Here is a 24,317-nt window from a genome sequence, read left to right on the forward strand (position 1 = left end):
GCGTCAGAAACGGGGAAGGTCGGGGAAGGGCAGCGCGCCGCCCGCCACATGCATCCGGCCCAGCTCGGCGCAGCGGTGCAGCGTGGGGAACACCTTGCCCGGATTGAGCAGGCTTTCCGGGTCGAAGGCGCATTTCAGACGCTGCTGGTGGGCCAGGTCCACCTCGTCGAACATCTCCGGCATCAGGTCGCGCTTCTCGATGCCCACGCCATGCTCGCCGGTGAGCACGCCGCCCACCTCCACGCACAGGCGCAGGATATCGGCGCCGAAGGCCTCGGCCGCGTCCATCTCGCCCTTGTTCGCGTCATAGAGGATGAGCGGGTGCAGATTGCCGTCGCCCGCGTGGAAGACGTTGGCGCACTTGAGGCCGTGTTTTTCGGAGAGTTCGCGCATCCGCGAGAGCACCAGCGGCAGTGCCTTGCGCGGGATGGTGCCGTCCATGCAGAGATAGTCCGGCGAGATGCGCCCCACCGCCGGGAAGGCGGCCTTGCGCCCGGCCCAGAAGCCCATGCGCTCCTCTTCCGTCTGCGACACGCGCAAGGTGGAGGCGTTGCAGCCGCGCGCGATGGCGGCGACCTCTTCCAGCAGGTGCGCGCATTCCGCTTCCGGTCCGTCCAGCTCGATGATGAGCAGGGCTTCCACATCGAGCGGATAGCCCACCTTCACGAAGGCTTCGGCGGCGGCGATAGCGTCCTTGTCCATCATCTCGATGCCGGCGGGGATGATGCCGGCGGCGATGGTGCGGGCCACGCATTCGCCCGCATCCTCGGAGGTGGGAAAGCCCACCAGCACGGCGCGCGCCGTGTCCGGCTTCTTGAGCAGGCGGACGGTGACTTCGGTGACGACGCCCAGCAGCCCTTCCGAGCCGATGACGACGCTGAGCAGGTCGAGGCCACCCGCGTCCAGATGCTTGCCGCCGAGACGCACGATCTCGCCGGTGATGAGCGCCAGCTCGACGCCCAGCACATTGTTGGTGGTGAGGCCGTATTTCAGGCAGTGCACGCCGCCGGAATTCTCGCCCACATTGCCGCCGATGGTGCAGGCGATCTGCGAGGAGGGGTCGGGGGCGTAATAGAAGCCCTCATGCTCTACGGCTTTCGTGATGCCGAGGTTGGTGACGCCCGGCTGCACCACCGCGCAGCGGTTGGGAAAGTCGATGTCCAGCACGCGGTTGAACTTGCCCATGCCGAGCAGCACCGCATCCTGAAGCGGCAGCGCGCCGCCGGAGAGGGAGGTGCCAGCCCCGCGCGGCACCACGCGGATGTTGTTCTCGTGGCAATAGCGCAGCACCTGTGAGACCTGCTGCGTATTGGAGGGCAGCACCACCACGAGGGGAAGCTGGCGATAGGCGGTCAGCGCGTCCGATTCATAAGGACGCATCTCCCGCTCGCGATCGATGACGCCTTCTCCCGGCACGATGGCGCGCAGCGCGGTGATGATCTCGTCCCGGCGTGCCAGCACGCTCGCGTCCGCTTCCGGAAGCCTGAGGCCCGTCATGGCGGTCGTCCCTAGAATGGTTCTCGTTGCCGCGACTATAATCGTTTCGATGCGAAAATCCGGCATTGATTATTGCCGCAGCGGCTAAAATAAATAGCGCCATGGAAACAATCCGCCGAGACACCACCGCAACCCGCCGTTCCTCGCCCGAGGTGCGACCGATGATCGGCAATCTCGGCGATCTCGAAATCTTCGCCCGCATCGTCACCGCTGGCGGTCTCTCGGCGGCAGGGCGCGAGCTGGGCCTCTCGCCGCCCGTGGTGTCTAAGCGCGTGCAGCGGCTGGAGGAGCGGCTCGGCACGCGCCTGTTCCAGCGCACCACGCGCAAGGTCACGCTCACCGAAGCGGGGCAGGGCTTCTATGACCGGGTGGTGGCCATCCTCGCGTCCGTGGAGGAGGCAGAGAGCCAGCTCGCCCGCCGCTCGTCCGAGGCGCGGGGGCTGTTGCGCGTGTCGGCACCCACCTCCTTCGGCCGGCTGCACATCGCGCCTCATCTCGGCCCGCTGCTTGACGCCAATCCCGAGCTGACGGTGGACCTCGAACTCTCCGACGCCTTCGTGGACATCGTGGGCGACGGTTTCGACATCGCCATCCGCATCGCGGACCTCACAGATTCGAGCCTCGTCGCCCGGCGCCTTGCGCCGGTCCACCGGGTGCTGTGTGCGACGCCGGCCTATCTCGCCCGCGCAGGGATGCCCAAGACCTTCGCGGATCTGGCGGACCATGTGCTGCTCGCCACCCACGGGCAGGACCCCTGGCGGCTGCAGGGGCCGGACGGGCCAGTGACGCAGCGCGTCCACAGTCCGCTGCGCACCAATTCCAACGAGGTGGTGCGCGAGGCGGTGCTGGCGGGCGTGGGCATCGCCCTGCGCTCCACCTGGGACGTGGGGCCGGAGCTGAACAGCGGTGCGCTTCAGGTGGTGCTGCCGGCCTATCGCGCCTCGCACCGGGTGGGCGTCTATGCGGTCTATCCCTCCCGCCGCTTCCTGCCGCAGAAGGTCCGCGTCTTCATCGATCACCTCGCCCAGCTCTACGGCTCCGTGCCGCCGTGGGATGCGGGGCTTGAACATCTGTTCGAGCCGCAGACGGGCGCCTGACGAAATCGGGTTGGCGCGGCGTTGTGCCTTCGGCATAACCCCAAGGAACATCCCGCCGGACATCCATGCCCCATTCCCCGAAAGATCACGTCTCCGTCACGGCCCATGGCATGATGGAAGGCGCCCGCGTCATGATCCCGCTGATGCCGGGGCTCGTGCTGTTCGGCATGGCCTTCGGCGCCGCCGCCGCGCAGAAGGGCTTCTCTCTGCTGGAAGCCTCGCTCTCCAGCGGACTCGTCTTCGCCGGTCTCGCCCAGATGGTGGCGCTGGAAGGCTGGACGAAGACCTGGACGCCGGGCGGCCTGCTGGCGCTCGCCTTCCTCACCATGGCGGTGAACATGCGGCACTTCCTCATGTCCGCCTCCATGCGCCCGTGGCTCGGCCAGCTTCCGGGCTGGAAGGCCTATCCCTCGCTGCTGCTGATGGCCGATAACAATTGGGCGGCCGCCATGCGCTACCGGGCGAACGGGGGCAGCGATGCCGGTTTCTTCATCGGCTCTGGCATCATCACCTGGTTTGTCTGGGTGGCTTCCACGGCGGCGGGACAGGTGATCGGCGGCGGCCTGCCGGACCCGAAGAAGTTCGCCATCGACGTGGTGGTGCCGGCCTTCTTCGTCGCCATGCTGGTGCCGAACTGGAAGGGCCGCCGCGAGGCCGTGACCTGGGGCGTCGCCGCCGCCGTCTCGGTCGGCGCATCCTTCCTGCTGCCGGGCTGGTGGTTCATCGTCATCGGCGCCGTGGCGGGCGCGGTCGCGGGAGGCTTCGCCGATGACAAGCGTTGATCCGCAGACGGTCCTCGCCATCGTGGTGATGGCGCTCGCCACCGCCTTCAACCGGGCGAGCGGCTTCTTCCTCATGCGGCTGATCCCGCTGACCCCGCGCGTGCGCAAGATCATCGATTGCCTGCCGGGTGCGGTGCTGGTGGCGCTCATCGCGCCGACGGTTGCCCATGGCGATCTCGCCATGGCGGCGGGTCTCGCAGCGGCCTATGTGGTGACGAAGATCACACGCAGCGACTTCATCGCCGTTCTGGCGGCGATGGCGGTGGGCGTCGGGATCCGGGCCTGGATGGGCTGAGCCCCGACGCTGCCTCAGTGCGCGGTGGCGCTGGCGGTGGAGGCGGCGGGCACGCTCGCGGGGGCGGAGGCCGGCGTCGCGGAGGGCGCGGGAACCGCAGGCGTGGCCATGGCGGGCGCCGGCGCTGGACGCGGCTTCGGCCGGCTGCCCAGAGCCCGGACCATGGTGATCACCTGCTGGTGCAGGTAGTCCGCCTTCTCGATGTTGAAATGATCGATGCCCTGCGCGGCGGCGGCATCCTGGCTGCGGTTCGACAGCGTGCCGGAGAAGCCGGGGCCGGTGGTCAGCATTTTGCCGAAGCCGTTGTGCGACTGGTAGTAGTTCACGAAGCGCCCGCCCGAGCGGCCGATCTGCGTCACGCCCACCGGATCGAAGGTGACGACGAGGCGGGGCGGAATGCCCATGGCGGTCATCCGCTCGGCCATCTCGATGGCGGAATCGGCGCCGAGCGAATGGCCGATGATGACCACCGGCGCTTTGTTGTGGGCGCGCGACCAGGACACCGCGTCATCCGCGAGCTGCTGCCACTGGCCATATTCATAGACCTGCGCCCAGATGCCCTTGGCCTGCATCTTGGAAGCGAGGTCGTCGAGCCCGGTGGAGAAGACGTTCGCAAGCCCGCGCATGAGATAGACGCGCGGCCCGGTCTGCGCACTGGCGCTTCCGGCCATGGCCATCGAGAGGACGAGCGCCGCGAGGGCGCAGGCGAACACGCGCAGGGACGCAAAACCGAAGCGGAACGTCATAGGCTCACCGTCATGTCTCCGTCGTTTCTGACGGGATTTGTTGCCGGGAGCAACGCCAAAGCTTGGCCTGCGATCCAGGGACCGCAGGCCGTCCGGCAACTTTTCAAGCTCAGCGTGGCGCCGCTGCATCACCCGTCAGGGAACTGCCCTCACGGCCGGTGCTGGGCGGTGGGGTGCCAGAGCGGCTGGTATCCCGCCGCCAGCGCGGTCAGCACGGAGGGCGGCGTCAGCGTCGGCACGGTCGCATCCAGGCCCGGCCCGCCGTGGAGCGGTGCCCAGCCCGCGAAGCTGAACCGCAGCAGGCGGCCGTCCTTCACCGCAACCGGGCCGTCCTCGCCGGCGAACACCGCGCCGTCCGGCAAGTCGCCGAGCCGGCGGGGATGCTTGCGGCGGCGGGTGCCATCGAGGCGCTCCGCATGCAGCCGGCGGTCCATCTCGCCGGCGCCCGGCGGCAAACGGCCCTCACCCTTGGCCCAGGCCGCGGAGAAGGCATCCGCGGCCACCCGCCGGCACTGGAAGCAGGGGCGATGGCCGGCGGCGAAGGCCACCACCTCGTCGAGGAAGAAGAGTTCCGTATAGCCCTCGCCCATCACCGCCCGGCGGCGGTCGCGGAAGGTGAGGGCGCAGCAGATCCACTGCCGCGACACCCAGGCGCGCCCGGTGAGGGTGCGGGTGCCGGGATCGTGGATGCGTCCGCCCCGGTTGCCCATCAGCAGGCCGCGGGCGGGATGGGCGGCAATGTCGCCGAACGGATCGACGCGATTGCGCAGCGGGCCGACCGCGGTGCTCATGGGCGTATCAGGGGGGAGGGGAGGCAACGGCAAGGGGACCGTCCGTGACGGACGGCGGTCGCGATCTGCGCCATGGGCGGGCTCATCCCTGTGTCGCGCGGCTGGCACGCACGGCGGGGAGGCCCCGTCGCGGCGCTGCCGCGTCCTGTTGCGCCGCTAGGGTACCGGACCGGAAGGCGGAACGCTCCCCGGAGACATCCGATGCCGTAGCTCTGTGGTGGACCACGCCAACCAAGTCCGAGCGGACAGGTGGGTGATCCCGGGCGCCGCTTGATGCGGTTACCGGCTTATATCATCCGAATTTCGTGCGTGAAAAGAACGGCGGGGCCGAAACGGTGCCGTCACGAAATGATGATGCGCGTCCGGGCATCAAGCCTTGTAAGGAGGCGTGAGAGGTCGGCGGGCTTGAGCGCGACGCATCCTTCCGTGGGCCGGTAGCCGGGCCGCGCGAGATGGATGAACACTGCCGAGCCCCGTCCCTTCACCCGGGGGCGGGTGTTGTGGTCGATCACGAGCAGGAGGTCATAGAGCCGATCATCGCGCCACAGGCGTTCGTGGGACGCCGGAAAGGGCAGCTCGACCGGGCGATTGTAGCGCCGGTCCTCGGGCGCGTCGCACCAGCCGTCGTCGGGACGGATCGCCGCGACCGGGAGAGAGGTCGCTGGCCGCGTCACGCGGTCGGCACGATAGAGCACCCGGACCGGATGCCAGACCCCCGCAGGGGTTCGCCCGTCGCCCTCGCGCTTGTCACACCCGATCCCACTGCGACCCAGCGCCACGGGAATGGCGCGGCCCGCCACCGTGAGCACGCCCTGGTGGCGGCAGCCCGGACGGCGCCGCACCGTGATCGTCGCGATCCCCACAGGAAGCTGCCGGGTCATATTTACCTAAATACCGCGAGCGCCCAGTTTCGCTGGGCAAGTTTGCGCGAATCCCCGAGCGTGATGTACTTGCGCGATTCGCGTGCCCGCAAGCCCGAAATAGGGCGCACAGGGTTACGGAGGTTTGCATGGCGAATGCGTGGAAGATTCTGGTGGTCGAGGATGACCCGGAACTGCGCGAGGCGCTGATCGAGCAGCTGGCGCTGCAGGAGGAGTTCGAGACCGTCTCCGCCGGTACGGCGCAGGACGCGCTGGAGGCCGCCAAGAACGGCGCCATCGATCTCGTGCTCATGGACGTGGGCCTGCCGGACATGGACGGGCGCGATGCCGTGCGCCAGATGCGCAAGAACGGATTCAAGGCCCCGGTCATCATGCTGACTGGCCATGACACCGACAGCGACACCATCCTCGGCCTCGATGCCGGCGCCAATGACTATGTGACGAAGCCCTTCCGCTTCGCCGTGCTGCTGGCGCGCCTGCGCGCCCAGATGCGCAGCCATGAGGCGAGCGAGGACGCGGTCTTCGCCATCGGCCCGTATTCCTTCCGGCCCGGCGCCAAGATGCTGCTCACCGATCGCGGCTCGAAGATCCGCCTCACCGAGAAGGAGACGGCGATCCTGCGCTATCTCTATCGCGCCGGCAAAACACCGGTAGCGCGCGAGACGCTGCTGCAGGAAGTGTGGGGCTACAATTCCGGCGTCACCACCCACACGCTGGAGACCCATATCTACCGCCTGCGCCAGAAGATCGAGCCCGATCCGTCCAACCCGACCCTGCTGGCGACGCAGGCGGGCGGCTACAAGCTCGTTCCCTGATCGCCTGCGGCTTCGGCCGCGGGCATCCATCCGCCATCCCGGCCCGCCGTTGCGGCGGTCCAAGTTCAGGAGCCCCGCGTGAGCCTCGACCAGGATGTGGTGCTGCTCCAGAGCGTACCCACCTTCCGGGCGCTCTCGGCGGAGGCTCTGCGCGCCCTTGCCATCAGCGTGGAGGAGCGTCGTCTGTCGCCGGGCGAAGTGCTGTTCCGGGCGGGAGAGCCGGCGGACTGCGGCTATGTGGTGCGCACCGGCCGCATCGAGGTGTTCACCGCCAAGGGCGACAGGCGCGCCCAGCGGCTGGAGGTGACGCCCGGCGGCCTTGTGGGCGAGATGGCGCTGATCCTCGAACGCCCGCGCCCGGCCGATGCGGTGGCGATCGATGCCGCCACCGTGCTGCGCATTCCGCGCACCACCTTTCTGCGGGTGCTGGAAAGCTTCCCGGAGGCGGCCGTGGAACTGCGCAAGCTGATCGCCCAGCGGGTCGAGACCGTGCTGCGCTCCCTCGACGGCCTGCGCGACAAGCTGGAGACGCCGGTGCGTCCGCCCGCCCGCAAGGGCTGACGGGAGGCGCCGCCATGCCCATGCCCATGGAATATCAGCACGCCTCGGAGGAATTCGAGCGTTTCCTTGCCGATGCGCGGGACACCGCGGGTCTCGGCACCCGCAACCAGACCTACACGGTGGTCCAGAGCGTGCTGCTCACCTTCCGGCGCCGGCTCGATGTGCATCAGGCGATCCGTTTCGCTCAGGTGCTGCCGCCAGTGCTGCGGGCCATCTTCATCGCCGACTGGGACACGACGGTGCCCCCTGTCCCCTTCACCGACCGCGAAACGCTCGCGCGCGAGGTGCAGGCCCTGCGCCCCCACCACAATTTCGCGACCGCGGCTTCCATCACCGACGTCGCGACGGCGCTGCGGCGGCACGTGGACATGGCCAAGTTCAAGGCAGTTCTGGCGCGCTTGCCCGAAGGGGCGGCCGCCTTCTGGCACGTGGCCGATCCCGAGCGGACCTGAGCGCGTCGTGCGCCCGAAGGCTCAGACCTCGAACGTCACCGCCACGGGCACGTGGTCGGAGGGCTTTTCCCACGAGCGGGCTTCCTTCAGCACCGTCATGGCCTTCGCCTTTCCGGCGAGGCTGCGGCTCGTCCAGACATGGTCGAGCCGGCGGCCCCGGTCGTTCACCGTGTGGTCCGGCGAGCGGTAGCTCCACCAGGTGAAGAGCTTCTCGGTGGGCGGCACGAATTCACGCATCACGTCGATCCACGGCCCCGCCGCCTGGAAGCGGGTCAGCAGGTCCACCTCAACCGGTGTGTGGCTGACCACGGAGAGCAACTGCTTGTGGTTCCAGACGTCGGTTTCGAGCGGCGCGATGTTGAGGTCGCCGACGAGAATGGCGTGGGCGCCGGCCGGGCGTCCCGCCTCGGTGAGCTTCTCCCAGGCGATGGCCTCGTCGAGGAACGCAAGCTTGTGGGCGAACTTGGGATTCACCTCCGGGTTCGGCTCGTCGCCGCCGGCGGGGATGTAGAAATTATGGATGGTGACGGGCGCCGAGAGCCCGCCTGCACCGCCCAGCGTCACCGCGATATGGCGGGCATCGCCCTTGCCGCAGAATTCCTGCTTCTCGATGGCATCGAACGGCCGCTTGGAGAAGGTCGCGACCCCGTGCCAGCCCTTTTGCCCGTTCAGCGCGATGTGCGGAAAGCCCAGCTCCCGGATGGCGGCGAGCGGGAACTTGTCGTCCTGGCACTTGGTCTCCTGGAGGCAGAGCACATCCGGCTTCAGGCGCTCCACCGTCTCTTTCACGATGTCGAGGCGGATGCGGACGGAATTGATGTTCCAGGTGCAGACGGTGAGGGACAAGGCAGCAACCGCAGGCGGGAGGAGGAGGCAGGTGAGGATGCCCGCCACGGCATGTTCCGCGCGCCCCGGGGAAGGGCAGGAACGATGCGCTCAGGGCACCTCGTCATAATAGGGCGCGTCGTCCCCGTCCGCCAACCATGGCACCCGGTGGGAGGCCCAGATGTGGAGGACGGGTCGGGTGCCGGGATCGTCGTCGAGGGTGCCGACGCGCACGATGACGAATGGCTGCTCCGCCCGGTCGGCCACAAGATGCGATCCGCAGAGCGAGCAGAACAGCCGGAGCTTGCCCGGCGAGGATTCAAAGGCGGTCAGGCGGTCCTGCCCGTCCAGCCAGCGAAAGTCCTCCCGCAGCACGCGGGCCGTGGAGATGTGGTCGGCGGCGTGCGTCTTGCGGCAGGTCTGGCAGTGGCAATGCACGATGTCGGAATGCAGCCGCGCCACCTCGTAGCGCACGGTTCCGCACTGGCAACTGCCCCTGAAGGCCATGGCTTGTTCCTCAGACCTCAGGCCGCAGCCGGAGCATCCGTCAGTTGATGACGAACAGGCTCGGGTCCGGCCGCTGGGTGTAGTTGAGATCGTAGATGGCGACCGAGGTGTCGTAACCCTGCGGATCGGTCACAGTCCACTGCCGCAGTTGGAAGTCCTTGGCATCGAACAGGATCTGCAGGCGGTAGGTGCCCATCATCGGCACGCTCTCCTGCATGATGACCTGGATGTAGAGATTGTCCTGATAGACGCCCAGCACGTTGGAGTTGCGCGTGAGATCGATGCGCTCGGCGAGGATGAAGCGCAGCGGCGTCTGATTCAGCGGCGTAAGGTCCTGCGTGTTCAGGCGCCTGTCGCGCACCGCGACGTTCTGGCCGTTGGAGATGAGCTGGATCTGGGTCGGCGGATTGTACTCGAACCGCACCCGGCCGGGCTTCTGCATGTAGAAGTCGCCGGTCTTGCGGGTGCCGTCCGCATCCACCTGCACGAAGGTGCCGACCAGCGTCTGCACCGAATTCCAGTAGGTGGTCAGCTTCTCGATGGTCGCCGGGCTGGCGCGCTCGATCTGGCCCTGCTGTCCGGCCTGCGGCAGCGCCTGCTGGGCCTGCGCGGGGGGCGCCACGCGGGGCGAGGTGGGAGCTGCGGCCGGAGCCTGCGCTGCGGCGGGCGGGCGTGGCTGGTTGGCCGAGGCCGGGCGCTGCTGCGGCAGTGGCGCGGACGCCGGCGGTGTCGCGGGGGCGGCCTGAGCGGCGGGGGCAGGGGGCGCCGCGCTCGGTGCCGGCTGGGCGGTCGCCGGCCGCGGCGCTGCGGAAGGCGGGATCTGTTGCGGGGCCGTCGGCTGCGGCGGCGTCAGCTGCCGCGGAGTCATCTGCGGCGCGATGGGCTGGGGCGAGAACAGATCGGCGCCCGACACGCCGCCGCTGGCATTGGGTACCTCTCCGGGGGGCAGCAGCACGCCCTGCGCCAGGGCCGCGGGTGCCGCTGCCGTGACCGTCAGGAACGCGAGGAGAGGAAACAGGCGGGGCATCATCCACTTCCGGCAGCAGCGCGAATCACGCTCTCGCGCATATCCCCGCTTATACGTCTCTTTCTCTGGCACCCCGGCGGCGGTCACAGGCCGTCCCGGGGCGAAGCAGTCTCGTTCTCATTAACCTGCCGGACCCGCATCCGCACCCCGCTTTTCATCGGCCGGGCAGCCGGTTCCGGCGGTGGCAGCCTGAGCTGGCTACCCATTCCCTATGGCGATCCTGTGTCGGGGAAGCGGGCCGGGCGCCTATTCGGCGGCCTCGTCGGTGACGAGGATCTCGCGCTTGCCGGCATGGTTGGCGGGGCCGACGAGGCCTTCCTTCTCCATCCGTTCCACCAGCGAGGCCGCGCGGTTGTAGCCGATCTGGAGACGCCGCTGGATGTAGGAGGTGGAGCACTTCTTGTCCCGGAGCACCACGGCGACGGCCTGCGAGTAGATGTCGCCGCCCTCGCCCATGCCGCTCTTGTCGAACACGGCGCCGTCCTCGTCGCCATCCTCGTCGAAGTCGGCGGTCACGGCGTCCACATAGTCCGGCGCGCCCTGCGCCTTGAGGTGGCGCACCACGTGCTCGACTTCCTCGTCCGACACGAACGGGCCGTGCACGCGGCTGATGCGGCCGCCGCCGGCCATGTAGAGCATGTCGCCCTGGCCGAGGAGCTGCTCGGCGCCCATCTCGCCGAGGATGGTGCGGCTGTCGATCTTCGACGTGACCTGGAAGGAAATGCGGGTGGGGAAATTGGCCTTGATGGTGCCGGTGATGACGTCCACGGACGGGCGCTGGGTCGCCATCACGAGGTGGATGCCGGCGGCGCGGGCCATCTGGGCGAGCCGCTGGATGGCGCCCTCGATGTCCTTGCCGGCGGTCAGCATCAGGTCCGCCATCTCGTCCACGATGATGACGATGTAGGGCAGCGGCCCCAGCTCCATCTCCTCGCGCTCGTAGATGGCTTCGCCCGTCTCGTGGTCGAAGCCCGTCTGCACGGTGCGGGCCAGCGATTCGCCGCGCTTCTGGGCATCCGCCACACGGGCATTGAAGCCGTCGATGTTGCGCACGCCGAGCTTGGACATCTTCTTGTAGCGGTCCTCCATCTCCCGGACCGCCCACTTGAGCGCCACGACCGCCTTCTTGGGGTCGGTGACGACGGGGGCGAGCAGGTGCGGGATGCCGTCATAGACGGAGAGTTCCAGCATCTTGGGGTCCACCATGATCAGGCGGCACTGATCCGGCGGCAGCCGGTAGAGCAGCGACAGGATCATGGTGTTGATGGCCACCGACTTGCCCGAGCCGGTGGTGCCGGCCACCAGCAGGTGCGGCATGCGGGCGAGATCGACGATCACCGGCTCGCCGCCGATGGTCTTGCCGAGCGCGATGGCGAGCTTCTGGCCGTTCTCGGAGAAGTCCTTGGTGGAGAGCAGTTCGCGCAGCAGGACCTTGTCGCGGCGCTGGTTGGGCAGCTCGATGCCGATGGCATTGCGGCCGGGCACCACGGCGACGCGGGCCGAGATGGCGCTCATGGAGCGGGCGATGTCGTCGGCCAGCCCGATGACGCGGGAGGACTTGATGCCGGGCGCCGGCTCCAGCTCGTAGAGCGTCACCACGGGGCCGGGGCGGACCTGCACGATCTCGCCGCGCACGCCGAAGTCCTCCAGCGTGCTTTCAAGCAGCTTGGCGGTGTCCTGCAGAGCTTCCGCCGACATGGTCGGCCCCTTGGAGGGGGGAGGCGCGGCGAGGAGGCCGAGGTCGGGCAGTTCGTAGAAGCCGCGCCGGCCGGGCATGGCCACCGGCACGCGCTTGCCGTGGCTGCGGCTGCGCGGGGGCGGCGCCACATAGGTCTCTTCGTCGGGCACGGGCGCTTCGGGCACCACGGGCGCGGGGGCGCTCGCCGCGAAGCGCGGCTCCATGCGGCCGCCGGCGACGACCGGCCCGCGCGCGGCCGGCGTGCTCGGCACATAGGTGCGCGACCGGCGGCGCCCAGAGAGGCGGGCCTTGAGCGAGAGGAAGGTGTGGGTGAGGGCGCCCAGCGAGATCATCGCCCCGCGCTCCACCTCTTCGGCGTCGTAGGGCTCGTCCACCTCTTCCGCCTCGTCTTCCGGCGGATTGGGGCGGCAGGCCACATAGAGGCCGGCGAGCGCCAGCGTGCCACCGAGAAGGCCGGTGACGGCGGATTCGAGGAAGGAGCCGAAGCTGCCGGTGAGCAGCAGGAACAGGCGCGGAATGAGATCGCCCATCACGCCGCCGAGGCCGGTGGGCATGGGCCAGGCGCCGAAGGCCGGCAAAGCGCCGAGGAAGGCGCTGGTGCCGAGCGCCCCGAAGGTGAGGGCGACGATGCGCAGCTTCTCGCCCTTGAGCGGGCGGAAGGTCAGCAGCCGCCAGCCCCAGATGGCGAGCGGCAGGATGATGGCGAGCGAGGCGAGGCCGAAGAGCTGCATCAGCAGATCGGCCAGCACCGCGCCGGGCCGGCCCAGCAGGTTGCTCACCTTGGCGTTGGTGGCGTTGGACAGGCTCGGGTCGGAGGCCGACCAGGTCATCAGCGACAGGAGCGCGAAGGCGGCGGCGCCAAGCACCACCACGCCGCAGATCTCGGAAGACCGGCGGCGGATGGCGAGGCGGACGCTCTCCGGAATGAAGTCCATGCCCCCGCCATGCGCGCGCATCGTCAGTGCAGACGCGGAACGACGGCGGACGGGCATCAGCGCGCTCTCCTCAGGACAGGCCGGCGATGAGGCGGTTCAGCACCTCTTCGCTCGTGGTGAGATCGTGGACCATGGCGACGCGCAGGTAGGGCTCGCCGGGATTGTGGCCGGTGAGGTCGCGGGAGGCGAGATAGCCGCCCGGAACCGTGCGCAGCCCCTGCTCCTTCCACAGGCGCAGGGCGGCCGCCTCGCCACCGCCGGCGTCCGAGACGTCGAGCCACAGGAAGAAGCCGCCGTCCGGCCGCTTGTATCCGAAGCGCTTGTGGAGGAGGCGGTCGGCGATGTCGAACTTGGACTTGTAGAGCATGCGCGAGGCGATCACGTGCGCCTCGTCCTGAAGCGCGGCCACGGCGACCGCCTGGAGCGGCTCGGGGACCTGCGGGCAGGCGATGCCGCGGAAGGCGAGAAAGTCGCGCAGGAACACCGGGTCGCCGGCCACGAAGCCGACGCGCAGGCCCGGCAGCGACGAGCGCTTGGACAGCGAGTTGAAGGAGAGGATGCCGGAGAAATTGCCCTCGGCCACCTCGAGGACGCCCGTGGGCTTCTCTTCCTCAAGATAGATTTCCGAATAGCATTCGTCGGCAAACAGATAGACGCCGTGGCGACGGGTCATCTCCATGAGCCGGGTGAGATATTCGCGCGAGGCGACGGCGCCCTGCGGATTGGCCGGCGAGGCCAGGAACAGCACCACGGCCCGGTCGAGCAGCGCCGGGTCCAGCGCGTCGAGATCGGGCAGCCAGCCGCTCTCGCGGGTGGTGGGCATGGGCACCACTTCGCAGCCGGCGAGTTCCGCACCGGCGCGGTAGGCGGCATAGAGCGGGTTCGGCACGAGGACGATGGGCGCGCCCTTGCGCTCCGGCCCCCGGCGGCGGGCGATGAAGGTGGCGCTCACGAGGCCCTCGCGCGAGCCGTTCAGCGCCAGCACTTCCCGATCCGGGTCGACGGGGCGGGCGAGGGTGTAGCGCTTGCCCAGCCATTCAGCGACGGCGGCGCGGAACTCCGGCGTGCCCTCCTGGCGCGGATAGCGGCCGAAGCCTTCCAGCGTGTCGTGGAGGGCGGACGCCACGAAGTCGGCAAACGCATGCTGCGGTTCGCCCACGGCCGCGATCAGCGGTGGACGGCCAGGCTCGATACCGGCGAGCAGATCCGCGAGGCGCACGAAGGGCGACCGGCGGTCATCGGAGGGTGTGGTCGCGGATGTGGGCATGGTGTCGGGCATCAGGTTCGCCAGAGAGTGCTTCAGGCAAGGTTAAGAGGGGCCTAACCCGGCCAATGTTCGTTAGGCACGCTCCGATCAGACCGGGCGGTCCGATCGGAGAAACGGTGTCTATCCATGTCTGGAGACTGGTTCACCGCCCCGGCCGGTTCAACCGGGCGGATCAATCTCCACACATGCGGGAGGGCGGCGTGAGGCCGTCAGCTTCCCGAAGCCGCCAGAATGGCGCGGGCGGCGCGGCTGTCCGCATCCATCTGCCGCACCAGCTCGTCCACGCTGGAGAATTTGAGCTCCGGACGCAGATAGCCGTGAAAGGCCACTTCCACCTCTCGGCCATAGAGATCGCCCGAGAAGTCGAAGATGTGGACTTCAAGCAGGGCGCGCCCGTTGTCGAACGTCGGACGGCGCCCGTAACTTGCAACGGCATCATGCGGAATACCGTCAACGGTGAGCTTAACGGCATAGATGCCGAAGGCGAGTTGAATCTCTTCCGGAAGCGCGAGGTTCGCCGTCGGATAGCCGAGATCCCGCCCACGCTTGTCGCCATGGATGACCACGGAACGCAGGGACCAGTGCCGTCCCAGCATGTGGGCGGCGTGGCCCACCTGGCCGGATTCCAGGGCGCGCCGGATGGCGGTCGAGGAGATGGTGTCGTCGGCTTCCAGGAGCGCTTCCACCACCTCGACCGGAAAGCCGTGCTGCGCGCCCTGCTCCTTCAGGAAGGCGGGAGAGCCGGACCGGGCCTTGCCGAAATGGAAGTCGAAGCCGACGGCCGCCCCCGCGATGCCGAAGGTGCCCACGAGCACCTCGGCCACGAACGCCTCGGCGCTCAGCGCCGCGAGCGTGCCATCGAACGGGAGGACGATCGCGCCCGCAAGGCCCGTCGCCTCGAGCGCGTCAAGCTTCTCGCGCGCGGGCGTCAGGCGGAACAGCGGCACGCTGGGCTGGAAGAAGGAGCGCGGATGCGGCTCGAACGTCAGGGCCAGAGTCGGCCGGCCGAGGCGCGCGCCCATGGCGCGGGCCGTCGCGATGACCGCCTGATGGCCGCGATGCACGCCGTCGAAATTGCCGATGGCGAGCACCGGGCGCGCGAGCGGCTCCGGCAGCGGCCGGATGCCTTGAACGACTTGAAAGGACAACTGGGACGCGGGCATCGGCAACCGGCCGGCTCGGGGAAGGGATGTCACCCTTGGCCCACGGGGCTGCCCCCGTCAAGCGCGGGCGGCGATCCGGAGCCGGGGGTGCGCAACTACCAGGAGAGCCGGGGCATCACGGCATTGGGCCTCGGTCCGGCGGCGAAGAGCTGCTCCACCAGCTCCATGTCCGGCGGCGCGCCATGTTCCGAACGCAGCTCGATGGCGTGGATGCCACTGGAGATGAACAGGCTGTCGAAGCCGGCGCCTGCTGCGCCCGTCACGTCCGTGCGCAGGGCATCGCCGATGGCAAGGATGCGGGAGGGAACGGGCACGCTGTCGCGCACGGTCAGGGTCCGCTTGAGGGCTTCCGCATAGATGGGCGGGTGGGGCTTGCCGCAATAGAGGCTGCTGCCGCCCAGTTCGTCATAGAGCTGCGCGATAGCGCCGGCGCAATAGATGAGCCGGTCGCCCCGCTCCACGACGATGTCGGGATTGGCGCACACGAAGGCGAGGTCGCGGGCGCGCATCTGCTCCAGCATGGGCCGGTAGTCGTCCGGCGTCTCCACATCGTCATTGAGGAGGCCGGTGCAGACCACCAGCTCCGCCTCGCCGAGCGGCGTGTGGACAAGGTCGAGCCCCTCATAGGTGCCGAGATCGCGGGCCGGGCCGAGGTGGAACATGCGGGCGCCGGGCCGATCGGCCAGTACGCTGCGCGTGACGTCCCCGGAGGTGACGATGCCGTCATAGGAGGTGCGTGGCACGCCCATGCCATCCAGCATGGCCATGACGAACGCGTTGGGGCGCGGCGCATTGGACACGAGGAAGACGCTCGCCCCCGTCGCGCGCACCTGCTCCAGCGCGTGGCACGCGGCGGGGAAGGCGGAGACGCCGTTGTGGATCACGCCCCAGACGTCGCACAGGATGAGATCGTAGTTGCCGGCGATCTCGGAAAAGCCGGACAGGAGCGGCAGGGCACTCCGGGGCGGCGCGACGTCATTCATGAACCCATCTCCTCGGCGCGGGGGCAGGGGGCTGCCCGTGCCGCGGCGCAACGACCGCCCCGGCGCGCCGGTGAGGTGCCACGCCGCGCCCGGCTTCACAAGGCCCAGCCGCGCACATCCGCCTTGCGCTGGGAGACACGTCAGGCGCGGCGGGTGCATGCCGCTTCTTTTCTGGCCCCATCGGCTCCGACCCTTTTCATCTCCCCGCCGGGGGATAGCATCCCCGCGGATTTGTAAGGGAGACGAACAGTGATGGGTCTTCGCATATCAGCCCCGGCTTGGACCGACAGACGTGGACCCGAGCGCCGTCGTGCCGTGGCGCTGCGCACCGGGGCCTGCGTACTTGCCGGCCTTGCGGCTGTGCTCATTGCCGCTCCGCCGGTCCACGCCCAGCCGGCCCCGGCAGCACCGGCCCCTGCGGCCGCCCGTCAGGGGTCGGGATCGGGGCCGCTGCGCGACGTGCGCTATTGCGAGCTGCTGCCCATGTCCATCGGCCTCAACGGCGTCAGCGCCCAGGTGTTCAACACGCTGGGCCACAGCGATTGCCCGCAGGCCAATTGGGACGGCCTCACCGACGGCGAACTGCGCAAGGCCTTCGACGCGCTCTATACGGCGCGCAACGGGCCGCGCTTTTTCCTCATGGACCAGATCATTGCGTCCGGTGCCACCGCCAAGGGCGAAGTGGTGACCGTCAACGGCATCACGCTGGAAAAGCGCGCCGAAGTGCAGCTCACCTTGGCCGAACTGCACGACAAGCCCTATCAGGAAAGGGCCATCGACCGCAGCACCGTCTATCGCTTCGACGCCGGCAAGCCGGTGTTCGAGCTGACCTCACCGGACGGGTCGGTCTATGTGATGCAGTCCTATGCCCAGATCGTGGACCCCAAGCTCACCTATGCCGACCTGCCCGGCCTCGGCGCGAAGCTGAAGCTGCCCGCGGGCTGGACCTATGCCATGAAGACGCCGGCGCAGGACCTGATCCTGTCCGCAAACGGCAAGGCGACGGTGCTGCAGGACGACCTGAAGAACACCTACCAGAAGATCACCCCGCGCTAGCACGGGGCCGGATCTGGTGAAGGCCGCTCCGCCCGCCCTCGGGATCAGGCCGGAGCGGTCTCCTGCGGCAGTTCCTCCACCAGATGGCGGAAGGCATCGCCGCGCACCTCGAAGTTCGGATACTGGTCGAAGCTGGCGCAGGCGGGCGAGAGCAGCACCACGGGATGGTCGAGGCTTGAGGCCGCCGCATCCCGCGCGGCAGCAGCGACGGCCCTGTCCAGTGTGCCCACCACCTCATGGGGCACATCGCCCAGGGTGGCGGCAAAGTCCGCCGCCGCCTCGCCGATGAGATAGGCCTTGCGCACGCGCGGGAAGAAGGGCTTCAGCGGCGTGATGCCGCCCGCCTTGGGCTTGCCGCCTGCGATCCAGAAGACGTCGGAGAAGCTGGCCAGCGCCCGCTCGGCCGCATCCGCATTGGTGGCCTTGCTGTCGTTGACGAACAGCACCTTGCCCCGCGTGCCCACCTGCTCCATGCGATGGGCGAGGCCGGGGAAGCGCTGCATCCCTACCGCGATTACCTCATAGGCAAGGCCGAGGCCCCGCGCGGCGGCCATGGCGGCGGCGGCGTTCTGCGCATTGTGCGCGCCGCGCAGCGAGCCGATGCCGGTGAGCGGCAGGCGGAAGACCTCCGCACCCTTCTCGCTCACCACCAGCGTCTCGCCGTCGAGCCAGATGCCGTCCGCCAGCGGCTGCTTCACCGAGATGCGCACGACGTGGATGCCGGCAGCCTCGGCCCGGTCCGCGATGGCGGCGGACGGCGCGTCATCGACGCCCACCACGGCGGTGCCGCCCGGCTGCACGCCGGCGATGAGGCGTTCCTTCACCGCGCCGTAATGCTCGAAGGTGCCATGCCGGTCGATATGGTCGGGCGTCAGGTTGAGGTGGATGCCGACGGAGGGATCAAGGCCGGGGGCCAGGTCGATCTGGTAGGAGGAGCACTCGACCACATGCACCCGCCCGGCCTTGAACGGCTCCAGCGAGAGGATGGCGGTGCCAATGTTGCCGCCCATCTGCACATCACGCCCGCCCACCTTCATGAGGTGCGAGAGCAGGGCGGTGGTGGTGGACTTGCCGTTGGTGCCGGTGATGGCGGCAAAAGGCGCGGTGGGCTTCAGTGCTCGGCGCTCGCGGCAGAAGAGTTCGATGTCGCCGATGATCTCGACGCCGGCCGCCTGCGCCAGCCCGACCGTCCAGTGCGGGGTCGGATGGGTGAGCGGCACGCCGGGCGCCAGCACCAGAGCGGCAAAGCCCGACCAGTCCGCCTCGTGCAAATCCGAAACCGTGATGCCGGCGGCCTCTGCCTTCTTGCGGCCCGCCTCGCCGTCATCCCAGCCGATCACCTCCGCGCCACCGGCAAGGAGCGCCTGCGCGGTCGCAAGGCCCGAGCCGCCGAGGCCGAACACCGCCACCCGGCGGTCCTTGAAAGTGCTGACGGGAATCATGACGCCGAACATCCGAAAGCTGACGGCCCCGCGAGGGATGCGGCGCCGGTGAGTGTCGTGGTGCAGCGGGGCGCGGGCCACCGTGCGAAGCGGCCGGGAGAATACCGTCTTGCGCGCCGCCGTCGAGTTCGCAGGATGACGGAGCCGCCGACCCGAGCGGCGCCGCATTTGGCAGGCACAGCAGAATCGCGGCATTTCCCTTTGCCGCGACACATAAGCTCAAGGACTTCTTCATGGCCGCACCCTCTGCCGACATCGCCCGCATCATCGCCGGCGAGATCGCCGCAAAGCCCGCGCAGGTGGTGGCGGCGGTGGGGTTGCTGGATGAAGGCGCGACGGTTCCCTTCATCGCCCGCTACCGCAAGGAAGTGACCGGCGGCCTCGACGACACCCAGCTGCGCACGCTGGAGGAGCGCCTCTCCTATCTGCGCGAGCTGGAGGCGCGGCGCGCCAGCGTGCTCCAGTCCATCGAGACGCAGGGCAAGCTCACCGACGAACTGGCCGCGAAGATCCGCGCCGCCGGCACCAAGGCGGAGCTGGAAGACCTCTACCTCCCCTACAAGCCCAAGCGCCGCACCAAGGCGGAAATCGCCCGCGAGCGCGGGCTCGGAGCGCTAGCCGAAGCCATCCTCGCCGACCGCACGAAGGAGCCGTCCGTCCTGGCGCAGGGCTTCCTGAAAGAGGAGGTGCCGGACGTGAAGACGGCCCTCGACGGCGCCCGCGACATTCTGGTGGAGATGTTCGCCGAGAATGCCGATCTCGTGGGCCGCCTGCGCGGACACCTTCAGGCCAATGCCCGCATCGTCTCCAAGGTGGTGGCGGGCAAGGAGGAGGCGGGCGCCAAGTTCCGCGATTATTTCGACCATTGGGAGAAATGGGCGACCGTGCCCAGCCACCGCGCGCTGGCCATGCTGCGCGGGCGCAATGAGGAGTTCCTGACTCTCGACATCGAGGTGGACTGGGACGACGCCTCTCCGGTGAAGCCGGTGGAGCGGATGATCGCCGCCTCCGTCAATGTCGGCCCCGTGGGCGGCGGGCCGGGCGATGCGTTCCTGCGCGATGTGGCGCGCTGGGCGTGGCGGGTGAAGCTCTCGCTCCACCTCTCCATCGACCTCATGACCGCCATGACCGAGAAGGCGGAAGAGGAGGCGATCCGCGTCTTCGCCCGCAATCTCAAGGATCTGCTGCTGGCCGCCCCGGCCGGCTCGCGCACCACCATCGGGCTTGATCCCGGCATCCGCACCGGCGTGAAAGTGGCGGTGGTGGACGGCACGGGCAAGCTTCTCGGCACCTCGACCCTCTATCCCTTCCAGCCGCGCAACGACATTGCCGGCGCGAGCGCCGAGCTGGCGCGCCTCATCGTCAAGCATCAGGTGGAGCTGATCGCCATCGGCAACGGCACCGCGAGCCGCGAGACGGAGAAGTTCGCCGCCGATGTGATCGCCAAGCTTCCCGGCACCAAGCCGCGGACCGTGGTGGTGAGCGAGGCCGGCGCCTCGGTCTATTCCGCCTCCGCGCTTGCAGCGGCCGAAATGCCGGACCTCGACGTGTCGCTGCGCGGCGCCGTCTCCATCGCACGCCGCCTTCAGGACCCGCTGGCGGAACTGGTGAAGATCGAACCGAAATCCATCGGCGTCGGCCAGTACCAGCATGACGTGGACCAGAACCGCCTCGCCAAAAGCCTCGACGCGGTGGTGGAAGACGCGGTGAATGCGGTGGGCGTCGATCTCAACACCGCCTCCGCGCCTTTGCTCTCGCGCATCTCGGGCCTTGGTGCCTCGCTGGCGGAGGCTATCGTTGCCCATCGCAATCAGGTGGGGGCGTTCGCCAACCGCAAGGAACTGCTGAAGGTCGCCCGCCTCGGCCCGCGCACCTTCGAACTGTGCGCCGGCTTCCTGCGCATCACCGGCGGCACCGAGCCGCTGGACGCCTCAAGCGTGCATCCGGAAGCCTATGGGCTCGCGAAGAAGATCATCTCCGCCTGCGGCCGTGACATCCGCAGCCTCATGGGCGACAGCGCGACGCTGAAGCGGCTCGATCCCGCCGTCTTCGTGGACGAGCGCTTCGGCCTGCCCACCGTGCGCGACATTCTCTCCGAGCTGGAGAAGCCGGCCCGCGACCCGCGCCCGGAGTTCAGGACCGCCACCTTCATGGAGGGCGTGAACACGATGTCCGACCTGAAGCCGGGCATGCTGCTGGAAGGCACGGTGACGAACGTCGCCGCCTTCGGCGCCTTCGTGGACATCGGCGTCCATCAGGACGGGCTGGTGCACGTCTCGGCGCTGGCGGACCGGTTCGTGAAGGACCCGCACGAGGTGGTGAAAGCCGGCGACATCGTGAAGGTGCGCGTGGTGGAGGTGGATGTGGCGAGGAAGCGCATCGCCTTGTCCATGCGCAAGGATGGCGGCGAGGTGCGCGCCGCCCGTCCGCAGGGCGGGCCGCCGCAGGGCCGCCCGCTGCCCGGCGGCAAGTTCACCGCCGGCCCGAAGCCGGGCAATGACGGCCGCCGCAATGCCCCGCCCGCCGACGGCGCGCTCGCCGCCGCGCTGGCGGAAGCCATGAAGCGCAAGGGCAACTGAAGGGGGGGCGGTTCGCGCCGCCCTCACCTCATACACGGATGGAGGCGGCATGGCGCAGAAGGTGATCGGCCTCATCGGCGGGCTGAGCTGGGAGAGCTCGGCAGAATATTATCGGCTCATCAATGAGGCGGTGCGGGCGCGCCTCGGCGGGGTTGCCTCCGCGCGCTGCCTGATGTGGTCCTTCGACTTCGCGGAAGTGGAAGCGCTTCAGGCCGCCGGCGACTGGGACGCGGCAACGGCGCTCATGGTGGATGCCGCCCGCCGGCTGGAACGGGGCGGCGCGGATGTCCTCCTCATCTGCAGCAACACCATGCACCGCATGGCGGGCGAGGTGGCGGGCGCGGTCGGCGTGCCTCTGCTCCATATTGCCGATCCCACCGCCGCGCGCGTCAAGGCCGCCGGCCTGACGCGCGTCGGCCTGCTGGGCACCGCCTTCACCATGGAACAGGACTTCTACAAGGGCCGCCTTGCCGCCCGCCACGGGCTCGACGTGCTGGTGCCGGAGGCGGAGGATCGGGCGGTGGTCCACCGCATCATCTATGAGGAACTGGTGCAGGGCCGCATCGAGGCGGCTTCGCGGGAGGCCTACCGGGCCGTCATTGCCCGCCTCGTCGCTCGGGGTGCGGAGGCGGTGATCCTCGGCTGCACGGAGATCATGCTGCTGGTGAAACCGGAGGACAGCACCGTGCCGCTGTTCGACACGACGGCGCTTCACGCGGAGGCGGCGGTGGCGTTTGCGCTGGGGTGAGGTGCGGGCTCTGCGGCCCCGGCCGTTCTACCCCCCCTCCCAACCCTCCCCCACAAGGGGGGAGGGCTCTGGGGTCCGTCCGTTAACCCCCTCCCCCCTTGTGGGGGAGGGATGGGGAGGGGGGTACACGCGGCCTCCGCAAAAGCGCCCCCTCCATTGATCCTCACCCCTTCAGCCGCTCCGCGTGCCAGGCGATGTGGTCCGGCATGAAGGTGGAGATGAAGTAATAGGAGTGGTCATAGCCCTCGCGCATGTGGAGCGTGAGGGGGATGCCCGCCTCCTGGCAGGCGACTTCCAGCAGGCCGGGCCGCAGCCCGGTGGTGAGGAAGGGGTCCGCCGATCCCTGATCCACGAGAAAGCCGGGAAAGCGCGCGCCGTCCGCGATCAAGGCGGTGGCGTCATAGGCCCGCCACGCGGCGGGATCGGCCCCGAGATATTTCTCGAACGCCGGCTGCGACCAGCCTGCCGTCGCGGGCTGGACGATGGGGGCGAAGGCCGAGCAGCTCCGGTAGCGGTCCGGGTTCTTCAGCGCCAGCGTGAGCGCGCCGTGGCCGCCCATGGAATGGCCGAAGATGCCCTGCCGCGCCATGTCCGCCGGGAAGTGTCTGGCCACCAGCGCGGGCAGTTCGTCGCGCACATAGCTCGCCATGCGGTAGTTGGCGGCGTAAGGCGCCTGCGTGGCATCCACATAGAAGCCGGCGCCGCAGCCGAACTGCCAGTTGTCCGGCTCGTCCGGCACGCCGGGGCCGCGCGGGGAGGTGTCCGGGCACACGATCATCAGGCCATGCGCGGCGGCGGCGGCCCGGTACTCGCCCTTCTCCATGACATTGGCATGGGTGCAGGTGAGGCCGGAGAGATACCAGAGCACCGGCACCGGTCCCCGCGCCGCCTGCGGCGGCACGAAGACGGCGAAGGTCATCTCGGTTCCGGTGGCCTCGGAGACGTGCCGGTACACCCCCTGCACGCCGCCGTGGGACTTCGCCGTGGAGAGGGTCTCCATCAGTAGATCACCACCGAGCGGATGGACTTGCCCTCGTGCATCAGGTCGAAGGCGGTGTTGATCTCGTCGAGTGGCATGGTGTGGGTGATGAGATCATCGATGTTGATCTTCCCCTCCATGTACCAGTCCACGATCTTCGGCACGTCCGTGCGCCCGCGCGCGCCGCCGAAGGCGGAGCCGCGCCAGTTGCGGCCGGTGACGAGCTGGAACGGACGGGTGGAGATTTCCGCCCCCGCCGGCGCCACGCCGATGACGATGGAGGTGCCCCAGCCGCGATGGCAGGCTTCCAGCGCCTGGCGCATCACGGTGACGTTGCCGGTGCAGTCGAAGGTGAAGTCGGCGCCGCCGTCGGTCAGGTCCTGGATGGCCGAGACCACCTTGTCGGAGCCCACCTCCAGCGGATTGATGAAGTCGGTCATGCCGAACTTCTTCGCCATCTCCACCTTGGCCGGGTTGATGTCGATGCCGATGATCTTGTCGGCGCCCACCATGCGGGCACCCTGGATCACGTTGAGGCCGATGCCGCCGAGGCCGAACACCGCGACATTGGCACCCGGCCACACCTTGCCGGTGTAGACCACCGCGCCGATGCCGGTGGTGACGCCGCAGCCGATGTAGCAGATCTTGTCGAAGGGGGCGTCCTCGCGGACTTTGGCCAGCGCGATCTCCGGCAGCACGGTGAAGTTCGAGAAGGTCGAGCAGCCCATGTAATGGAAGATCTCGCCGCCTCGACCATTCACGGGTTCGCAGGAGAAGCGCGAGGTGCGGTCGGGCATCAGGCCCTGGCCCTGCGTGGCGCGGATGGAGGTGCACAGGTTCGAGCGTTGGGAGAGGCAGGTTTTGCACTGCCGGCACTCGGGCGTGTAGAGCGGGATCACGTGGTCGCCCACCTTCAGCGTGGTGACACCGGCGCCCACCTCGCGCACGATGCCCGCGCCCTCATGGCCGAGGATGGCGGGGAACTTGCCCTCGGAATCCAGGCCGTCGAGCGTGTAGGCGTCGGTGTGGCAGACGCCGGTGGCCATGATCTCCACCAGCACCTCGCCGGCCTTCGGCCCGCCGATCTCGATGGTTTCGATGGTGAGCGGCTTCTTGGCTTCCCAGGCGACAGCGGCGCGCGACTTCATGACAGACCTCTGGCGTTGATCGCGACGCAGGGCGCCACGATT

General features: G+C 68.9%; 23 protein-coding genes. 9 read left to right on the plus strand and 14 right to left on the minus strand.

Going from position 1 to position 24,317, the window contains the following annotated elements; genetic code table 11:
- Nucleotides 1-3: 3 nt before the first annotated feature.
- Nucleotides 4-1,497: an FAD-linked oxidase C-terminal domain-containing protein gene (locus AZC_RS00415; protein ID WP_043878702.1), complete on the minus strand. Its 1,494-nt coding sequence runs from the start codon at nt 1,495-1,497 to the stop codon at nt 4-6.
- A gap of 161 nt (nt 1,498-1,658) precedes the next feature.
- Between AZC_RS00415 and AZC_RS00420 the strand changes: the two genes are divergently transcribed.
- From AZC_RS00420 to AZC_RS24185, 3 genes are all read left to right on the plus strand, one after another.
- Nucleotides 1,659-2,594, plus strand: coding sequence for a LysR family transcriptional regulator (locus AZC_RS00420; protein WP_012168615.1), 936 nt, complete (start codon nt 1,659-1,661; stop codon nt 2,592-2,594).
- Nucleotides 2,595-2,659: 65 nt separating this feature from the next.
- The gene (locus tag AZC_RS00425; RefSeq protein ID WP_012168616.1) at nt 2,660-3,376 is read left to right on the plus strand and encodes an AzlC family ABC transporter permease; all 717 of its coding nucleotides are present in this window, start codon (nt 2,660-2,662) and stop codon (nt 3,374-3,376) included.
- Complete coding sequence (locus AZC_RS24185) at nt 3,363-3,671, plus strand: AzlD family protein (protein WP_052285814.1); 309 nt, start codon at nt 3,363-3,365, stop codon at nt 3,669-3,671. The genes AZC_RS00425 and AZC_RS24185 overlap by 14 nt, the downstream gene beginning before the upstream one ends.
- A 14-nt stretch (nt 3,672-3,685) precedes the next feature.
- On the opposite strand, the gene AZC_RS00435 is transcribed toward AZC_RS24185, so the two are convergent.
- The 3 genes from AZC_RS00435 to AZC_RS00445 form a co-directional block, all read right to left on the minus strand.
- A complete protein-coding gene (locus AZC_RS00435; RefSeq protein WP_052285815.1) occupies nt 3,686-4,417 on the minus strand; it encodes a thioesterase domain-containing protein in 732 nt (243 codons plus the stop codon).
- A 149-nt stretch (nt 4,418-4,566) separates the two neighbouring features.
- Nucleotides 4,567-5,208: a hypothetical protein gene (locus tag AZC_RS00440; protein WP_043878704.1), complete on the minus strand. Its 642-nt coding sequence runs from the start codon at nt 5,206-5,208 to the stop codon at nt 4,567-4,569.
- Nucleotides 5,209-5,549: 341 nt separating this feature from the next.
- The gene (locus AZC_RS00445; protein WP_012168620.1) at nt 5,550-6,089 is read right to left on the minus strand and encodes a L,D-transpeptidase family protein; all 540 of its coding nucleotides are present in this window, start codon (nt 6,087-6,089) and stop codon (nt 5,550-5,552) included.
- A gap of 128 nt (nt 6,090-6,217) precedes the next feature.
- Here AZC_RS00445 and AZC_RS00450 point away from each other — a divergent pair, with 128 nt between their 5' ends.
- The 3 genes from AZC_RS00450 to AZC_RS00460 all read left to right on the plus strand — a co-directional run bounded on the left by AZC_RS00450 (nt 6,218) and on the right by AZC_RS00460 (nt 7,917).
- Nucleotides 6,218-6,904 carry a response regulator transcription factor gene (locus AZC_RS00450; RefSeq protein ID WP_012168621.1) on the plus strand — a complete coding sequence of 229 codons (687 nt, stop codon included), beginning with the start codon at nt 6,218-6,220 and terminating at the stop codon, nt 6,902-6,904.
- A 78-nt stretch (nt 6,905-6,982) separates the two neighbouring features.
- Nucleotides 6,983-7,465, plus strand: coding sequence for a cyclic nucleotide-binding domain-containing protein (locus AZC_RS00455; RefSeq protein WP_012168622.1), 483 nt, complete (start codon nt 6,983-6,985; stop codon nt 7,463-7,465).
- Nucleotides 7,466-7,479: 14 nt separating this feature from the next.
- Nucleotides 7,480-7,917, plus strand: coding sequence for a DUF2267 domain-containing protein (locus AZC_RS00460; protein WP_012168623.1), 438 nt, complete (start codon nt 7,480-7,482; stop codon nt 7,915-7,917).
- A gap of 21 nt (nt 7,918-7,938) precedes the next feature.
- Here AZC_RS00460 and AZC_RS00465 read toward each other — a convergent pair whose 3' ends face one another.
- The 7 genes from AZC_RS00465 to AZC_RS00495 form a co-directional block, all read right to left on the minus strand.
- Nucleotides 7,939-8,763, minus strand: coding sequence for an exodeoxyribonuclease III (locus AZC_RS00465; protein ID WP_043879862.1), 825 nt, complete (start codon nt 8,761-8,763; stop codon nt 7,939-7,941).
- A gap of 90 nt (nt 8,764-8,853) precedes the next feature.
- Nucleotides 8,854-9,249: a GFA family protein gene (locus AZC_RS00470; RefSeq protein ID WP_012168625.1), complete on the minus strand. Its 396-nt coding sequence runs from the start codon at nt 9,247-9,249 to the stop codon at nt 8,854-8,856.
- Nucleotides 9,250-9,289: 40 nt separating this feature from the next.
- A complete protein-coding gene (locus AZC_RS25645) occupies nt 9,290-10,276 on the minus strand; it encodes a LolA family protein (RefSeq protein WP_158304086.1) in 987 nt (328 codons plus the stop codon).
- A gap of 246 nt (nt 10,277-10,522) precedes the next feature.
- Entirely contained in the window at nt 10,523-12,931 is a 2,409-nt protein-coding gene (locus AZC_RS00480; RefSeq protein WP_043878705.1) for a DNA translocase FtsK, read from the minus strand.
- A 49-nt stretch (nt 12,932-12,980) separates the two neighbouring features.
- Nucleotides 12,981-14,189 carry an aminotransferase class I/II-fold pyridoxal phosphate-dependent enzyme gene (locus tag AZC_RS00485; RefSeq protein ID WP_012168628.1) on the minus strand — a complete coding sequence of 403 codons (1,209 nt, stop codon included), beginning with the start codon at nt 14,187-14,189 and terminating at the stop codon, nt 12,981-12,983.
- 197 nt (nt 14,190-14,386) lie between these two features.
- The gene (locus AZC_RS00490; protein ID WP_244421771.1) at nt 14,387-15,325 is read right to left on the minus strand and encodes a bifunctional riboflavin kinase/FAD synthetase; all 939 of its coding nucleotides are present in this window, start codon (nt 15,323-15,325) and stop codon (nt 14,387-14,389) included.
- Nucleotides 15,326-15,435: 110 nt separating this feature from the next.
- Nucleotides 15,436-16,323, minus strand: a complete 888-nt coding sequence (locus tag AZC_RS00495; protein ID WP_043878708.1) for a TIGR01459 family HAD-type hydrolase — start codon at nt 16,321-16,323, stop codon at nt 15,436-15,438.
- A 315-nt stretch (nt 16,324-16,638) separates the two neighbouring features.
- On the opposite strand from AZC_RS00495, the gene AZC_RS00500 reads away from it, so the two are divergent.
- A complete protein-coding gene (locus tag AZC_RS00500; RefSeq protein WP_148209773.1) occupies nt 16,639-17,379 on the plus strand; it encodes a hypothetical protein in 741 nt (246 codons plus the stop codon).
- A gap of 44 nt (nt 17,380-17,423) precedes the next feature.
- On the opposite strand, the gene murD is transcribed toward AZC_RS00500, so the two are convergent.
- Nucleotides 17,424-18,821 carry a UDP-N-acetylmuramoyl-L-alanine--D-glutamate ligase gene (gene murD / locus AZC_RS00505; RefSeq protein ID WP_043879865.1) on the minus strand — a complete coding sequence of 466 codons (1,398 nt, stop codon included), beginning with the start codon at nt 18,819-18,821 and terminating at the stop codon, nt 17,424-17,426.
- A gap of 233 nt (nt 18,822-19,054) precedes the next feature.
- Between murD and AZC_RS00510 the strand changes: the two genes are divergently transcribed.
- Nucleotides 19,055-21,400, plus strand: coding sequence for a Tex family protein (locus AZC_RS00510; RefSeq protein WP_012168633.1), 2,346 nt, complete (start codon nt 19,055-19,057; stop codon nt 21,398-21,400).
- 49 nt (nt 21,401-21,449) lie between these two features.
- Entirely contained in the window at nt 21,450-22,148 is a 699-nt protein-coding gene (locus tag AZC_RS00515; protein WP_012168634.1) for an aspartate/glutamate racemase family protein, read from the plus strand.
- A 163-nt stretch (nt 22,149-22,311) separates the two neighbouring features.
- Here the strand turns inward: AZC_RS00515 and fghA are convergent, their stop codons facing one another.
- A complete protein-coding gene (fghA, locus tag AZC_RS00520; RefSeq protein WP_012168635.1) occupies nt 22,312-23,148 on the minus strand; it encodes an S-formylglutathione hydrolase in 837 nt (278 codons plus the stop codon).
- A complete protein-coding gene (locus tag AZC_RS00525; RefSeq protein WP_012168636.1) occupies nt 23,148-24,275 on the minus strand; it encodes an S-(hydroxymethyl)glutathione dehydrogenase/class III alcohol dehydrogenase in 1,128 nt (375 codons plus the stop codon). Before AZC_RS00525 ends, fghA begins: the two co-directional genes overlap by 1 nt.
- Nucleotides 24,276-24,317: the final 42 nt, after the last annotated feature.

Origin of the sequence: Azorhizobium caulinodans ORS 571 (assembly GCF_000010525.1) — a bacterium.
Classification (GTDB): domain Bacteria; phylum Pseudomonadota; class Alphaproteobacteria; order Rhizobiales; family Xanthobacteraceae; genus Azorhizobium; species Azorhizobium caulinodans.